Consider the following 16,666-nt stretch of genomic DNA (forward strand, 5'->3'; position numbering starts at 1 on the left):
ATTTTTTTCACCATGAATACTGTACATTTGACTAGTTGGTTAATCGTAACTCCATGAAACACCTTACCCTTTTGGCATTGATTTTAACGCTTTTTGGATCAGGTATGGTCAAGGCGCAGGAAATTGCCGTGCTCAAATATGGAGGTGGTGGCGATTGGTATTCCAACCCGACCTCCATACCCAATCTTATCCAGTTTTGCAATGCCAACATCGGTACCAAGATCAATCCCCAACCGGAAACAGTCGAGCCGGGCAGCGTATCCATATTCAAATATCCATTCCTGCATATGACGGGTCATGGCAATGTATATTTTACGGACGAAGAGGCCGAGAACCTTCGGACCTATCTGCTTTCAGGTGGTTTTTTACATATCGATGACAATTACGGCATGGCCCCGTACCTCAAAAGAGAACTGGAAAAGGTCTTTCCAGACAAACAATTGGAAGAATTGGGTGCCGATCATCCAATATTTTCACAAAGATTCAACTTTCCGGAAGGTTTGCCAAAAATCCATGAGCATGATGGAAAAAGACCTCAGGCCCTGGGCATTTTTGTCGAAGGAAGATTAGTGCTTCTTTTTACCTTTGAGTGTGACCTTGGGGATGGCTGGGAAGACCCAAGCGTGCACAACGATCCAGAAGACGTGAGGCAAAAGGCTTTGCAAATGGGAGCGAATATTGTTGAATATGCCTTTAAAAGCTGATACATGGATGCTAAGACCATAGCAAACGGAATACTGCGTGCAGTGGCCATATTGGCCGGAGTGGTATTGCTTGCCCTTTTTCTTTATAAAATACAGTCCGTATTGGCCTATTTGGCCATAGCCGCGGTGATTGCACTATTGGGAAGACCCATTGTCCTTTTTCTAAGGAGACGGTTGAAATTTCCCAACACTTTGGCCGTGGTGACCACCATGGTGTTTATGCTGGCCATTTTCTTGGGGATTTTGTCACTTTTTATTCCGCTTATTTCCGAACAGAGCAAGAATCTTTCCCTATTGGATATTGATGAGCTTAAATCCAATTTGAATACACTTTATCTGCAGGGGCTGGAATATTTTGGGGCCTCGACTGGCAGTGTCAACAATCTTATCGAAGATGCCCATATTGAGGAAAGTATGCTCAAAGGACTTGATCTAGGTTTTATTCCCAATTTCTTGAACTCGCTTGTCAATGCGTTGAGCAGTTTCAGTGTCGGATTGTTTTCGGTTTTGTTTATTTCCTTTTTCTTTTTGAAGGATAGCAACTTGTTCCAAAATGGCATCTTGACCTTTGTACCCGACAATAAGGAAAGTAACCTTATAAAATCCATCGACAAGATCAATGGTTTACTCTCCCGATATTTTGCCGGAATCCTGCTCCAACTTTTTATCCTGTTCGTGATCTATATGATTGCCCTGCTCATCGTGGGGGTGGAAAATGCCATTGTCATTGCATTCCTATGTGCGCTCTTCAACATCATTCCCTATGTGGGTCCCATCATTGGTGGCGTCATCATGATCACCCTTACGATGACGAGTTCATTGGGGGAAGATTTCAGCACCGTAATCTTGCCAAAAGCGCTTTATGTTTTGATCGGATTGGCCATTGGCCAGCTGGTGGACAACTTCTTTTCACAGCCCTTTATTTTTTCCACAAGCGTTAAATCCCACCCATTGGAAATCTTTCTGGTCATCATCATTGCGGGGCTACTTTTCGGGGTCGTGGGAATGGTCGTTGCGGTACCTGGGTACACCGCAATAAAGGTCATTTTAAAGGAGTTTTTAGCCGAAAATCCCTTTGTGAAAAAATTGACCAAAAACTTATAGTGTCAGTTTGAATAAATTAATATTAAATACTGGTATACAGGATTTTATATTTGAAAATCAGAATACTGACATTATGTCGGTTTTGCTCAAAAAACCCATGTTTGAAGGGGTTTCCCAAAAGGAACTCGCCGAGCAACTCGAATCCCGAAAAAAATGCCAGGACAAACTCCCAACTTGGTTTAAAACCGAAGGTATTTATTACCCCAATAAACTGAACATTGAACAGACCAGTTCCGAACCAACGGCCGAATACAAATCTCGACTGGTATCTGGAAAAAAGCTGTTGGACATCACTGGTGGTTTTGGTGTCGATTCCTATTTTTTTTCAAAGAAAATGAAGCAGGTGACCCATTGCGAAATCAATGCCGAATTAAGTGAAATTGCTTCCCATAATTTTGAAATATTGGGAAGCAAAAACATCAATTGTGTTCCCGTGAACGGTATCGAATTTTTAAAAAACACAATCGAGAATTTTGATTGGATCTATGTAGACCCATCCAGACGAAATGATAAAATAGGAAAGGTATTTTTGCTAAAGGATTGTATCCCCGATCTCACCCAACACCTCGACGACATTTTACAAAAGACATCAAATGTTCTGATAAAAACATCGCCTCTTCTTGATATCAAACAGGGTATTTCCGAACTCCAATTTGTAAAAGAGGTACATATATTGGCTATCCAAAATGAAGTAAAAGAACTGTTGTTCGTTATCGAAAAAGGGTATGTTGATACTATTGACATCAAAACAATGAACCTCTATCAAGGACAAGAAGACCACTTCAACTTTAACCTCACTGAAGAAGAAAATGCTCCTTTGGAATTGGGGGAACCGCTCACCTACCTTTATGAACCCAATGCAGCTATTTTAAAGTCGGGCGCTTTTAAAACCGTTGGAAATACACATCAACTAAGAAAACTGCATCCCCATTCCCATTTGTACACCTCGTCAAAACTTGCAGAGTTTCCGGGACGAAGGTTTGCCATCCAAACCGTGCTTCCCTACTCCAAGAATACATTGAAATCATTAGGAGTGACAAAGGCGAACATTACCACCAGAAACTTTCCCCTTTCTGTGGCCGATTTGAGAAAGAAACATAGGATTGCCGATGGTGGGGACCACTACCTTTTTTTTACCAAAAACATGGACGACACGTTATTGGTACTGGTTTGTGAAAAAGTATAGTTCAGTCCAACTGTTCGACCCATTCAAAAAACAGATTGATCCAGTTCCTAAGAACAGGGTCATGTAGTGCCAATGAAAATCCATGCCCCCCCTTTGGATAGATATGCATGGCTGCCGAAACCCCTTCCTCACGAAGTGCCCTAAAAAACAAAATGCTGTTTTCAACGGACACACCATCGTCATCTGCTGCATGCACCAAAAATGTTGTTGGTGTATTCTTGTCCACATGTTTTTCATTGGACAAGTAGTCTATTTGTTCTTGGGTAGGGTTGTCTCCCACCAAGGATTTTCTAGAACCGCTATGTGTGCTTACCGCTCCCAACGTAATCACCGGATAGACCAGAGCCATAAAATCGGGGCGGGCGCTTAAATCATCAATATCGTCCTGTCTGTCATATACCTTCTCATTGTAATGCGTGCCCAAGGTAGATGCCAAATGCCCTCCGGCCGAAAAACCCATAATCCCAATTTTATTGGGGGAAATATTCCACTCGCCTGCATTTTGCCTCACCATCCTTATGGCGCGTTGCGCATCTTGCAAGGGAACAATATTTTTATTGCTGGTGATGGATTTGGACCATGGCAATCGATACTTGACCACAATGCCGGCAATTCCCTTGGCATTGAAGGCCTTCGCAATATCAGTGCCTTCCCAATCATAGGCAAGCCCATAGTAGCCTCCCCCAGGAAATATAAGCACGGCTTGGCCTGTTGCAGTCTTTTTGGTAGGTAAGTACACCTCTATGGTAGGCTCTTGCACGTTCGTAATCCACAAAATGCCATCATCGTTAAACGTCGCATCTTCTTTTTCATCCGTTTCCTTTTGATTGGGAATTTTGTTGGGCCATAAAGGTAAAATGGCATGTTGGGCAGAAATTTTCATGGTCACCAGCACTATTAAAAATGTATATTTCTTGAAATGTTTCATTCTCTTGTTCATTGGTTAATCTTCACAATCCCATTTAAAATCGGCTACTTTGTCATTGGAGCCTGCGGATAGGTTGTAGTGCCACCATTCTGTCCTGATGGACCAAAATCCATGGGCTTCCATGGTTTCCTTGAGTAATTTACGATTCTCCAGTATTTCTTCGGGGAGATCTAAATTATCATGATAGGCACGTTTGCCAAAGAAGTCAAAATCGGTTCCCATATCCAGTTCATTTCCTTCCATATCCACCAAGGTGATATCGACAGCTCCTCCTTTGTTATGGATGGATCCTTTTACGGGATCGGCAACGTATTGTGGATTCGGTACAATTTTCCACATTTTGTACTGAACCGAGTTGGGACGGTAACAATCAAAAAACTTGATCTTGACACCGTGTTTCAGAAAATCCGCATTGGCCTCTATCAATGCCTTTGCAGTCTTTACCCGGGTGTAGCATTCGGCACAATCATACACCTTGGCCTTTAGAAAATTATTTTCAGTGGCATACCGAAGGTCATATGCGAAATCATCACTGAAATCGGCCAACCTAACAAAAGTGGTGTCGGCGAGGCCATCAAAGGTCTTGAAGGTTTTTTGTTCTTTAATGGAAATGGTGTCCAATGGCTTTACTTCGACCTCTTGCGCATTTGTATCAGTTGTCATTTTGGGCTTTTCACGGCACGAGAATATTGTCAACAAACCCAAAAATAAAAGCGAGTACTTCATGAAAATCAATTTATACGTTTTTGCTTCGCCATCCAGGTGTAAAGGGAATCGGTGGTATAGGCCCTGTCCCATGCATTGTGGCCAACACCTTTATATCTGGTATAACGAACATCGTATCCCATTTCCTTCAGTTTTTCCACCATTTTGTCCGATTCCTCCACATCAATGACCTCGTCCTGTTCCCCATGAAAAACCCAAATGGGCATTTTTTTGTCGATCCAATGGGCATACGGCAAAGGAGCCATACCACAGACCACGGCGAGGGCAGCAAAGGTATCGGGGTATTGTGTGGCCAGTTCCCAAGCAGCACTTCCTCCCCTGCTCAGACCCGTTAAATAAATGCGCTTTTTATCGACGCGATTGTGATCCACTACGGAATCCAACAATTGCATCACAGCTTGAGTGTTCCACCATTTTTTCTCGTGGGGGTTCTGCGGGGCCAAAATCAAAAAAGGAAATTGTTTGCCTTCGACCAATAGTTTTGGCGGTCCCGTTTCCTTGATTTCTTCCACTGCCCTGCCGGATTCCCCACCTCCATGCAAGAAGAGCAATAGCCCAAAGCTTTCGCTTTCGGAAGAAAAATAATCCTCAGGATAGTACAGGTAATATTTCAAGTCTTCCTTGGTTACGGTCTCCAACTCATCCTGGATCAAATGCGATTGTGCTGCACAGGCCTGGAGCAAAAAAACACTCATCAACAGCAACAAGCTTGGTATGGTCTTTGGCATCTGCATCTTATAATAATTTATCGGCAATATCTTTCCAAGTATCGGCCCTTTCAAAATCGGTAGTATTGGTGTTGTGCGGAGAAGTGAACATAATGGTCCGTCCATCAAAATTTTTGAGATTTTTACTCCTGTCATCGATGAGGAGGTCTCCCTTCAAAATAAACTTATCACCGCATAAGATACGTTTTTGCCATGGGATAAAGGGAAAAAATTCATCCAGCCAATCGGATTTCTCACGAAGTGACTGAGGAAATTCCATGGCGGCAGAAGCAATAAAAACCTCGTGTTTTTGGCTCAACTCCCTCAGTACTTCCTGACTATCAGGGATTACCTTCAAATCCTTGAAAAATCCCACCCTATGCGTATGCAGCTTGATGGATTGTTGATGCTCAACGGGAACGCATTGCCAAGCTTCTTTACCAAAACAATCCTTTAGTTGCAGGTTAGCATTGAACTCTTGGTTGTAAATATCGATATGGGCCATATAGGCATCGGCAATCACCTCATCCATATCCACAAAAATGGTCATACGGTTTGTTTTTTGTGAAGTACGCTAAAACTTGGGGGAATTTCAAAAAATGCGGCATGATAATTTTAAATGCCAATAGGTCGGATTTTATTATTCTGGGAAAAGGAGCCTGCTTGAAAAACGCCAAAAGATGATTCTGCGTTTTTTCAACCAAAAAATATTATTGCTATAACTGTGATTAGTGCCATTATCAAAATGACAATAAATGAAAACTTCATCGATTTCTTCGTGTCATGAATATCATGCAACAGTATGGTTTCAGTACTTGCTATGATTCCATTTGATTTAACAATTTTGTCAATTAACGGTCTATCCTCATCAAGCAAAAAGTACCTGACATCTATATTTGGTCCGGTCTGGTCGTTTATATCCGAATAAAATGGAACCTCATTAGTATGCAATAAGGATTCAAACTTAACCTTATCCTTTACTTGTACATATAACTTGAAGTGGTCCTTATATTTTACACCAAAATTTTCATCCATTTTTACCACATTCCCAAAACTTAAATCTACCACCCATTTAACGGCTTTACAGTGTTTTAATTTAATGAAATAACCGTTACCTTCACAGCTTATGACCAAAACCAACCCACGAACATGCTGCCCAAAGGTAATTTTCCTGCAAAGGTTTTTTTGAACGGTGAAATTGTAACCAGTGAAAACGCCACCATTTCGGTATTTGACCGTGGATTCCTCTTCGGGGATGGTATTTATGAGGTAATGGTACAACTGGAAAACGGCATTTTTTACAAAAAGGCCCATTTGGACCGACTACAGGAAAATCTCGTAAAAATTGGCATCGAGTATCAGGTATCCGACCTGGAAAAAGAAATTGAACCCTTATTGATTGCTTCGGAACTTGTCGACCAGCCCTGTCTTATCTACATGCAGGTTACCCGCGGTGTGGCCCCTCGAAAGCATTCCTACCCAAAGGGTATTCCCGCCACTGCGATGATGTACGCCCTACCCTTTCAATTGCCCTACATCAACCAAAAGAACATGCATGCCATTTTGCAAACCGATTTTAGATGGCACCGCTGCGATATCAAATCCATTTCCCTGTTGGGCAACATCATGACCAATGAGGCCGCCATGCTGGCCGGAACGGATGAGGCGGCTTTAGTTCGTGATGGCATCATTACCGAGGGATCACACACCAACATCTTTTTTGTGAAGGATGGTTCGGTGATCACCCACCCTGCCAACGAGCATATTTTGGATGGCATTACCCGAAAAATACTTGTGAAGCTTTGCCAAGAATTGAACATCCCACTGGTGGAAAGAGGAATTTCCGTGGAAGAAATACCAACCATGGAAGAGGCCTTCTTTACAGGAACCTCAACGCAGATAGCATCCATAGCTCAATTGGGCGACCATACCTTTCATGCACCGGACAATTTTGGTCCAATAACCCGAAAACTGCAAGAAGCCCTTGCTGCCCTTAAAGAAATTGACACATCTGAAGTGACCGTATAAAAATGTAATTATGATCCATAAAACACCACCTTTTGTTAGCACGATGATTCTTTTGGTATCCGTGTTGATTCTTTCATCCTGCAGCGAGCAATACGACCTGCTTATTCTGAACGGGACCGTTTATGACGGCAAGGGAGGGGAACCTGTTGTGACCGATATTGCCATCAAAGATTCCATCATCGTAGCCATAGGAGATTTGGATAATGCCAAGGCAAGCAGAATCATTAATGCTGAAGGTTTGTCCGTATCACCTGGTTTTATCGATATGCATGCCCATTTGGAACCGATTATGAAACTGAATTCCTGCGAAAGCCATGTAAGACAAGGAGTGACCACAGCACTGGGCGGTCCGGATGGTAGCTCGCCCTACCCTATGAAAGCTTTTATGGACAGTCTTCAACAAAAGGGTATCGGCATGAACGCCGCTTTTTTGGTGGGCCATAACACGGTACGAAGGAATATTATGGGACTCGAAAATAGGTCTCCTACTCCCGAGGAACTCAAAGCTATGGAAGCAGAGATCGACAGTGCCATGAAAGATGGGGCCTATGGCATTTCCACTGGCTTGAAATATTTACCCGGAGCCTTTTCCAAAGTGGATGAAGTAATCGACCTTTCCAAAGTGGCCTCCAAATACGGGGGCATCTATACTTCTCATTTACGGGAAGAAGGATTGGGCCTTTTTGATGCGGTGCAAGAAGCCATCCAAATTTCCAAAGATGCTGATATTCCCGTAATCCTTACCCATCACAAAGCCATTGGAAAACCCATGTGGGGCAAGAGTGCACGCACTTTGGCTATGGTAGATTCCGCACGAGCAAAGGGATTGGACATTAAAATGGACCAATACCCTTACGCAGCCAGTTATACCAGTATTTCTGTGCTTATCCCAAGTTGGGCAAGGGCTGGTGGTCAAGAAGAATTCAAGGCACGGGTGGAAGACCCAGTACTTAGTGACAGTATTAAAAATGGGATTGTCTTTAATATTTTGAACGACCGGGGCGGTTCAGACCTGGACCGAATCCAATTCGCGAAAGTGGAATGGGCCCCTGAACTGGAGGGAAAAACATTAAAGTATTGGTGTGAACAACACAATTTGGAGCCCTCCGTGGAAAATGGGGCGGACTTGGTCATCAAGGCTCAATTGAACGGTGGGGCATCCTGTGTATACCATGCCATGGCCGAAGAAGACGTGGAGCGCATCATGAAGCATCCGATGACCATGATCGGTTCGGACGGACGTTTGGTAGAACCAGGCATGGGTCACCCTCACCCACGTTGGTATGGAACCTTCCCAAGGGTATTGGGGCTTTATGTGAGGGAAAAGCATACTTTAGAACTTTCCGAAGCCATAAGAAAAATGACCTATCTACCTGCCCAAAGCCTGAATCTCACGGACCGTGGACTCATAAAGGAAGGAATGAGGGCAGATATCACCATATTCAATCCAGAGACCATCATCGACAAGGCCACTTTTGAAAAACCCCACCAATATTCCGAAGGCATCGAATATGTTTTAGTGAATGGAGGGTTGGCCGTGGATGAAGGAGAGTTCAAGGATATCAAATCAGGAAAAGTATTACGTAAACAATAGCACCTCAACATGATGAAAAAAACTTCAATAGCATTCGCTTTGGCCATTGGGCTCACATCCCATGCAATTATGGCCCAAGAAACCCCTGCAATCGAAAAGCAGTACACCAAAGAAATTGAAAAATTGACCAAAGCCAAAAAGGTAAAGGCCGCTTTTGAAATTATCAAGGGTCAAATGGACCAAACTACTGCCGACCACATTACCCTTACGGAAGTGTTGGCTCCTCCTTTCATGGAAGATGAAAAAGGAAAGGTATTCGCCAAAATGTTGGAAGAAGCTGGCGTGGATAGTATCTGGACCGATAAAGTCGGAAATGTCATTGGCCTCAGAAAAGGAACCTCAGACGAATCAGGTTATGTAGGTGTGGATGCCCATTTAGATGTGGTTTTTCCCGAAGGTACCGATGTGACCGTGCAGAAAGTAGGTGATACACTGAAAGCACCCGGAATTGGGGACGATACTAGGGCTCTCGCCATGCTCATTAGTATGTTGAAGGCCATGAACAAGGCCGATATCAAAACCGGAAAAGATGTATTGATCGTGGGTTCTGTTGGCGAGGAAGGCCTAGGTGACCTTCGCGGCATGAAATATATGTTCAACGAATCCGGGTTGGACATCGATTCATGGATTGCCATTGATGGTGGAAGCATGGGCAGGATCAGCAATGCCGGATTGGGTTCCAAACGCTACAAATTGGAAATCAAGGGAAAAGGAGGTCACTCTTGGGGAGCATTTGGGTTGGCAAACCCACATCACGCCTTGGGTAAGGCCATCGATATTTTTTCCGAAGCAGCTTGGGCCTATACTTCCGGGGATATTCCCAAGACAAGTTTCAATGTAGGTCGAATTGGAGGTGGTACTTCTGTCAATTCCATTCCTTTTGAATCTTGGGCGGAAATAGATATGCGGGCCATCGACCCCAAAAATTTGGATGAAATTGAGGCTATCTTGAAAAAATCCGTGGAGAAGGCCATAACAGCGTACAATGCCAGTGGTGTTAAGGGGGAAGTAACCTATGAGTTGATCAAAATCGGGGACAGACCTTCTGGTGAGTTGCCTGGTTCCCTGCCCTTGATCCAACGTACCATGGCCGCCACCCAATACTTTGGTGTTGTCCCTAGTTTGGGACGTGGTTCCACCAATATCAACATACCTGTTTCCAAAGGAATCCCTTCCGTATGTATCGGTCGCGGTGGAAAAGGTGGAGGTGCCCATTCCTTGCACGAATGGTTTTTGAACGACGAACCAGCGGATGAATCCATCCAATTGGCTTTATTGGTCACTTTGGCCCAAGCAGGATTGGAAAAATAAGATGATGAGAATTTGGAATCCTAAAATAGTAAGTTGTTTTCTTTTCCTCTTGTGGGCCGCTACATATGGCCAACTGAATACGGAAAAAGAAGCGCAAATTGACAGTCTATTCCAAGTATGGAACAAGCCCAATCACCCTGGAGGTGCCATAGCCATTATGCAAGGCGATAAGGTGGTGTACTCCAAAGCCTATGGATTGGCCAGTATGGAATACTTGGTGCCCAATTCCACGGGGACTTTGTTCAATGTGGCCTCGGTTTCCAAACAGTTCAGTGCATTGGGTATTGTGCTATTGCAGGAACAGGGAAAACTATCTGTTGATGATACCATCGACAAATACATTGATGGACTTGCTCCTTTTGGCAGTAAGATTACCATCCGTCAGATGATGCACCATACCAGCGGCCTTCGGAGCCTCCACGCCCTCTTTGCCTTGGCCGGATGGCGTAATGATGACTCTCGCACCAATGCAGATCTAGATCGGATCATGGCACTACAAACAGAACTTAATTTTGAACCGGGTTCCGAGTATCTCTACTGCAATACGGGATATATGTTCTTGGCCAACATTATTGAAAAAGTGACCCATAAGTCCTTTATGGATTTTATGAAAGAAGACATTTTCATTCCTTTAGGCATGCACGAAACCTATGTGGAAGATCGCTACGATCGGATTGTTCCAAATAACGCTACCTCCTACTATACCCAGCGCAATGGGTTTATCCGTGCAGTGGAATATTGGGGTTATGTGGGTTCTGGCAATATGCACACCACTACGGCCGACCTTTTAAAGTACCTGAAAAACTATTATGATCCGCAACCTGGATGGGAAAACATATTCCGAACCATGCAGACCTTGGACCCCTTGAACGACGGAAGTTATCTGGAATACGCTTTTGGTGTGAATGTGGATAAACTATACGGCAAAAAACGGATAACCCATGGCGGTTCCATTGGTGGTTTCCGTTCCAATGTAGCGGTATTCCCAGAGGAAAAAACGAGTATTGCCATCATCACCAATTTTTCATCTTCGGGACCTGGGGGCAAATCCAATGACATTGCCGGTATTCTATTCGGCAAGCCCGCTCCTTTTAAAAAGTTGAAGGTGGCCAAAATTTCAAAGTCGATCATGGAATCCTATGCGGGTGATTATTGGGATGATGACACCTATGAAGAACAACAGGTTACTATAAATGGGGATACGTTGTTTTTAGGTCAGTCAAAAACTGCTTTTATACCGATTGCTGAGGGAAAATTTGAAGCCTTGGATTCTCAAAATGGCACCAAATTGGAGTTCCATGAAAATGAATTTGATTACATCCCAGGCTCCAACCGATCGCTTCATTTTAAAAAATTCAAAGAAGAACCCCTAACCGGTGCCAATGCGGAAGAATATGTAGGGGCCTATTACAGTCCCGAGATCCATACCTCCTATTCCATCTTTTATAGGGAAGGTAAGTTGTATGCCTTTCATATACGATTTGGTGAATTGACCCTTACGCAAAAATTCAAGGATTTATTACAGGGTGAATATCCATTGAGCACATTAAAATTCAAACGTGAAAATGGAAAGATTACCGGAGTTTGGATTTCCGATGGCAGGGTAAGAAACCTATGGTTTGTAAAAACGGAATAACACAATTTGGTTTCTATGGCCTTGTAAAAAAGACCCCCGCATATAGCAGGGGTTCTTTTCTTTTTCAATCAGCAATTTTCATCCTCAATTTTCCAATCGCCCAGAATCAAGGGCCATTGATCGTATCAAATTGACACGTTCGGTAAGTTCCTGTCCAAAAAGCTGGACACTAAGGCGTTCCGCTTCAAGGACCTGACGTTCGGCATCCACCACATCAATATAGTTTACCAATCCTTTTCTATATCGCTCATTGGTCAATAGGGCAGCGTCCCTTGCTGCGACCACAAACTCCTGTTGTGCCAACAACTGTTCCCGTATCCAATGCAAATTGGAGAACGCATTTTCTACCTGTTTGTAAGATTGAAGCAAGTTTTGCTCATAATTTCTATGCTCTTCCTCCAATTCACTCTTTCTCAGCTTAATCTCAGCGCGCTTCTTACCTCCTTCAAATACAGGAAGAGAAGCCGTAACACCCGCAAACCAGGTCCTGCTGTCCCTTTCTATAAGATTGTCCGAAGCTCCGGAAAGATAACCGTAAGCCCCACTCAATTGGAATGAGGGCAACAATTGTTTCTTTTGATTGACCAGCATTTTTTCCGCTGACTCTATCATCAATTTTGAAGCCCGTAGATCCGGTCTGGTAACTACCAATGAATCTTTCCTCAAAAATTCAACATTGGGTGGAAGATATTGGATGTTGGCATGGGGCACCTCAAACGTACTGGCATCCTCTCCCACCAACGTGGCCAATATAAGTTCTATTTCGGACCTTAATCTTTGGGTGTTTTTCAGTTGTACCTGTACCGAAGCCAATTCGGTTTTTGCCCTAAGCTCATCAATCTGGCTTACCAGACCTGCGTTGTAACGCGTTGAAGCTATCTCCAGATTATCGAGTCTCGTTTTTTCCGTATGCTTCAACAAGTCGATCTCGGCATCCAAACGGACCATTAAAAAATAATTACTGGCCACTTCGGTGGTGACTTCCAATACAATCTGTTTGCGGTTTTCTTCGGTGGCTTTGTAAATCAAATTATTGGCCTCCAAATTGTTGAAATTTTTCCCAAAAACATCCAATTCATAGGAAGCCGTGACCGGAGCTTGGTAGGTACTCAAAGTCGCTGCTCCCAGTTGCCCTCCAAATGGATTGGGTCGGTTGGCCGAAAACTCCTGTCTCGTGAACGATGGTTCCACCCGAATGGTCGGGAACATAGTCGACATGGCGATATGTTTGTTGGCCTTGGCCTGGTTCAGTTTGGCCAACGCGATTTTTAAATCAAGGTTCTGCTCGAGGGCCTTGCTTTCCAAAGTATCAAGAGCTGGATAGCCAAAAGATTTCCACCACTGTTTATCTTGCGTGATGGGCCATACATTTTTGCTTATGGTATCATTTCCAATATACAGTACCACAGTCTCTTTGGATGTATCCCGCCATCTCCATTTGGAAGTATCCATCTCCTGCCCATGGGCAGAGAGCACCCCAAAAAGGATCAAAACGGATTTTATTATTGTTCTTGAATATTTCATTCCTGTTATTAGTTTAATTCGATTGCCTTTGTTTTTCTTTTCCCAATATTTCTACAGAGCACATAAAAAACCGGTGTGAACAGTAAACCAAAAAAGGTTACTCCCAACATTCCACTGAACACTGCCGTTCCCAAGGAGCGTCTCATTTCTGCCCCGGCCCCGGTTGCCAATACCAAGGGTACAACACCCAAAATGAAGGCAAATGCGGTCATCAATATGGGACGAAGTCTTAATCGAGCCGCTTCCATGGCCGCTTTTTCCAAAGGATATCCTTGGTCTTCCAACTGCTTGGCAAACTCCACTATTAGGATGGCATTTTTACTGGCCAATCCCACAAGGACCACTAATCCAATCTGGGTAAGGATGTTATTGTCCATACCCACCAATCCAATGCCCGTCATGGATGACAGCAAACACATGGGTACAATCAGGATCACGGCCAAGGGAAGTACCCAACTTTCATATTGTGCTGCCAACAAGAGGAATACGAACAAGACGGCCAATCCAAAGGCAATCCCTGCGGTATTTCCTGATTCTTTTTGTTGATAGGCCAGTTCCGTCCATTCATAATCAATTCCCTCGGGCAAGATTTGGTCAGCCAAGCGCTCCATGGCTTCAAGGGCCTCCCCTGAGCTGTAGCCAGGGTTAACGTTACCCGAAAGTGCCAATGCCGGGTAAAGATTGTATCTGGGTACCCGTGCTGGTCCCGAAATATCCCTTAACTGGCCTACAGCACTCAAGGGTACCATTTCACCATTCCTGTTCCGTACCCTTATCCGGGTAAGGTCTTGGGGAGTATATCGATATTCCCCATCTGCTTGTGCCGTTACCCTGAACGTTTTCCCCTGCATGTTAAAGTCATTCACGAAGGCAGAACCCATGTATACCTCCATGGCGCTGGAAATTTCTTCGATTGGCACTCCCATGGTCTGGGCCTTTTCCTTGTCCAAATCAAAGAACAATTGTGGTGAACTTGAGTTGAAGAAAGTGAACACGCTGTTGAGCGCAAGGTCTTGGTTGGCAGCCGCCATAAGTTGATACCCGGCCTGCAACAACTGCTCCGTACCCAGTCCCCCACGATCTTGGATCATCATTTTGAATCCACCTGCGTTTCCAATTCCGCGAACCGGAGGAGGAGCCACCACCACGGTAAAGGCATCGTCAAAAGGAGTCAATTTTTTGGTCAACTCTTGCTGTAATCCCTTAAAGGTGATGCCTTTTTTCTTACGGGTCTCAAAATCTTCCAAGGCCGTGAAAATGGCCCCGGCGTTGGAGGAGTTTGTAAAGGTGGCCGCATCAAAACCTGTGAAGGCCACGGCATTTTTTACCCCGTCTATGGTCAGAACACTGTCAATGGCCTTTTGCATTACCTTATCGGTCCGTTCCAAAGAAGAGCCAGGAGGCAATTGGATAATGTTGATGAAATAGCCCTGATCCTGTTCTGGAATAAATCCTGTGGGTACCCGACTAAAGGCAAAAACAGTAAGTACAATAAGTCCCACATAGGATAGCAAGACCCACTTGCGCTTCGCGATAAATTTTTGGGTAATATTCCCATACTTCAACGATACCCAATCCATGACTTTATTAAAGCCAGAAAAGAACTTGGGAACAAAACCGAACCTTGCTGTCGCCACTTTTTCATGGTCTTCCTCCTTATGTTTTTTCATGACGATGGCCGCCATTGCAGGACTTAGGGTAAGTGAAACAAATACCGAAATCATGGTAGCCACGGCCACGGTAACACCAAATTGACTGTAGAACGCTCCACTGATTCCCTTTAAGAATATGGTTGGCAAGAACACGGCAACCAATACTAATCCCATAGCCACCAAGGCTCCTCCTACTTCATCCATGGTCTTTCTTGCCGCTTTTTTAACGCCCATGCCATCCCTCAGGTTCCGCTCCATATTTTCCACGACCACAATGGCATCATCCACCACAATTCCGATGGCCAGTACCAGACCGAAAAGGGTCAAGTTGTTCAGGGAATATCCCAATCCCTGCATTACAGCGAAAGTTCCGATAAGGGATACGGGTATCGCCAAAATAGGTATGATGGCGGCCCTCCACGTTTGAAGGAATAAAATAATCACCAACACTACAAGGATGATGGCTTCGTAGATAGTCCCTCCAACCTCGTCAATGGATTGTGCAATGAATTCCGTTGGGTTGTAGGCAACTCTATATTCCACCCCTTTTGGAAAGTCTTTGGAAACTTCCTTCATGGTATTTAAAATGGCATCCGCGGTTTCCAATGCATTGGTTCCCGGTCTTTGAAACACGGGAAGCGCCACGGCAGGGTACTTATCCAGATATCCTTTGGTGGCATAACTTGCCGAACCCAATTCCACCCGACCAATGTCCTTCACCCTTACCAACTGGCCTCTATCGCCGTTTCTAACAATAATGTCCTCAAATTCCTCTTTGGTATTGAGCCTACCTTGGGTCTGTATGTTTACCTCAAAGGCATTTTGATCCATTAAGGGTTGTTGGTTCAAGGTACCCCCGGCCACCTGAACGTTCTGTGCCCTCAAGGCACTGAGTACCTCGTTGGGCGTCATGTCCATACTGGCCATTTTATCTGGGTTGAGCCAAATTCTCATCGAATATTGATCCCCACCGAACATCCTCACATTTCCTACCCCGTCAATCCTTGAAATCTTGTCAATGATCTGGAAATTGGCATAATTGGCCAGATAGGTTTGGTCATACGTATTGTCAGGAGAAATCATGTGGATGACCAACATAAGGTCCGGGGAACTCTTTTGTGTGGTGATACCGAGTCGTCTTACCTGTTCAGGCAATCTAGGCTCTGCAATGGCCACCCTGTTCTGTACAAGTACCTGTGCCTGGTCCACATCAACCCCTTGTTTGAAGGAGATGGTAAGGTTCAGCAACCCATCGTTGGTTGCTTGGGACAACATATAGATCATGCCTTCCACCCCGTTGATTTCCTGCTCCAATGGCGTGGCGACGGTCTTGGAAATGGTTTCCGCGCTCGCCCCTGGATACGCAGCGGTCACTACCACCGTAGGGGGAGCCACTTCCGGATATTGTGACACCGGAAGCGAGAAATAAGCCAGTCCTCCAAGAATCATCAAAATGATGGAAATCACAATGGAAAGGATGGGCCTTTTTATAAAATTATGCGTGAATTTCATATTGAAATATTGGTTTTTTGATTTACTATGTATTTGTTGTTCCTTTTGAATTTT

The 16,666-nt window shown here is 44.3% G+C and carries 14 protein-coding genes; 7 read left to right on the top strand and 7 right to left on the bottom strand.

What is annotated here, in order from left to right; all coding sequences use genetic code 11:
• The first annotated feature begins 53 nt into the window (after window positions 1-53).
• From D2V05_RS05820 to D2V05_RS05830, 3 genes are all read left to right on the top strand, one after another.
• On the top strand, window positions 54-704 hold the full coding sequence (locus tag D2V05_RS05820) for a DUF4159 domain-containing protein (RefSeq protein ID WP_119646598.1): 651 nt from the start codon (window positions 54-56) through the stop codon (window positions 702-704).
• A 3-nt stretch (window positions 705-707) separates the two neighbouring features.
• Window positions 708-1,808, top strand: a complete 1,101-nt coding sequence (locus tag D2V05_RS05825; protein ID WP_119646600.1) for an AI-2E family transporter — start codon at window positions 708-710, stop codon at window positions 1,806-1,808.
• A gap of 73 nt (window positions 1,809-1,881) precedes the next feature.
• A complete protein-coding gene (locus D2V05_RS05830; RefSeq protein ID WP_313786747.1) occupies window positions 1,882-2,994 on the top strand; it encodes a class I SAM-dependent methyltransferase in 1,113 nt (370 codons plus the stop codon).
• A 1-nt stretch (window position 2,995) separates the two neighbouring features.
• On the opposite strand, the gene D2V05_RS05835 is transcribed toward D2V05_RS05830, so the two are convergent.
• The 5 genes from D2V05_RS05835 to D2V05_RS05855 form a co-directional block, all read right to left on the bottom strand.
• Window positions 2,996-3,922 carry an alpha/beta hydrolase gene (locus D2V05_RS05835; protein WP_119646691.1) on the bottom strand — a complete coding sequence of 309 codons (927 nt, stop codon included), beginning with the start codon at window positions 3,920-3,922 and terminating at the stop codon, window positions 2,996-2,998.
• A gap of 15 nt (window positions 3,923-3,937) precedes the next feature.
• Entirely contained in the window at window positions 3,938-4,648 is a 711-nt protein-coding gene (locus D2V05_RS05840) for a M15 family metallopeptidase (RefSeq protein WP_119646695.1), read from the bottom strand.
• A 5-nt stretch (window positions 4,649-4,653) separates the two neighbouring features.
• The gene (locus D2V05_RS05845) at window positions 4,654-5,376 is read right to left on the bottom strand and encodes a carboxylesterase family protein (protein WP_119646693.1); all 723 of its coding nucleotides are present in this window, start codon (window positions 5,374-5,376) and stop codon (window positions 4,654-4,656) included.
• Between the two features lie 7 nt (window positions 5,377-5,383).
• Entirely contained in the window at window positions 5,384-5,905 is a 522-nt protein-coding gene (locus D2V05_RS05850; RefSeq protein ID WP_119646604.1) for a 5' nucleotidase, NT5C type, read from the bottom strand.
• Between the two features lie 146 nt (window positions 5,906-6,051).
• Window positions 6,052-6,423, bottom strand: coding sequence for a hypothetical protein (locus D2V05_RS05855; protein ID WP_147378234.1), 372 nt, complete (start codon window positions 6,421-6,423; stop codon window positions 6,052-6,054).
• An 81-nt stretch (window positions 6,424-6,504) separates the two neighbouring features.
• Between D2V05_RS05855 and D2V05_RS05860 the strand changes: the two genes are divergently transcribed.
• The 4 genes from D2V05_RS05860 to D2V05_RS05875 are packed head-to-tail and all read left to right on the top strand — an operon-like array spanning window position 6,505 to window position 11,924.
• The gene (locus tag D2V05_RS05860; RefSeq protein ID WP_119646607.1) at window positions 6,505-7,383 is read left to right on the top strand and encodes an aminotransferase class IV; all 879 of its coding nucleotides are present in this window, start codon (window positions 6,505-6,507) and stop codon (window positions 7,381-7,383) included.
• A 10-nt stretch (window positions 7,384-7,393) separates the two neighbouring features.
• Complete coding sequence (locus tag D2V05_RS05865; protein ID WP_119646609.1) at window positions 7,394-8,977, top strand: N-acyl-D-amino-acid deacylase family protein; 1,584 nt, start codon at window positions 7,394-7,396, stop codon at window positions 8,975-8,977.
• A gap of 9 nt (window positions 8,978-8,986) precedes the next feature.
• Window positions 8,987-10,288 carry a M20/M25/M40 family metallo-hydrolase gene (locus tag D2V05_RS05870; protein ID WP_235855400.1) on the top strand — a complete coding sequence of 434 codons (1,302 nt, stop codon included), beginning with the start codon at window positions 8,987-8,989 and terminating at the stop codon, window positions 10,286-10,288.
• Between the two features lies 1 nt (window position 10,289).
• Window positions 10,290-11,924, top strand: coding sequence for a serine hydrolase domain-containing protein (locus tag D2V05_RS05875; RefSeq protein ID WP_183114791.1), 1,635 nt, complete (start codon window positions 10,290-10,292; stop codon window positions 11,922-11,924).
• 84 nt (window positions 11,925-12,008) lie between these two features.
• Here D2V05_RS05875 and D2V05_RS05880 read toward each other — a convergent pair whose 3' ends face one another.
• Together D2V05_RS05880 and D2V05_RS05885 are read right to left on the bottom strand one after the other, a co-directional pair.
• Complete coding sequence (locus D2V05_RS05880) at window positions 12,009-13,448, bottom strand: efflux transporter outer membrane subunit (RefSeq protein WP_119646612.1); 1,440 nt, start codon at window positions 13,446-13,448, stop codon at window positions 12,009-12,011.
• An 8-nt stretch (window positions 13,449-13,456) separates the two neighbouring features.
• Complete coding sequence (locus D2V05_RS05885) at window positions 13,457-16,612, bottom strand: efflux RND transporter permease subunit (RefSeq protein WP_119646698.1); 3,156 nt, start codon at window positions 16,610-16,612, stop codon at window positions 13,457-13,459.
• Between the last annotated feature and the right edge of the window lie 54 nt (window positions 16,613-16,666).

The organism is Flagellimonas pelagia, assembly GCF_003584135.1.
Classification (GTDB): domain Bacteria; phylum Bacteroidota; class Bacteroidia; order Flavobacteriales; family Flavobacteriaceae; genus Flagellimonas; species Flagellimonas pelagia.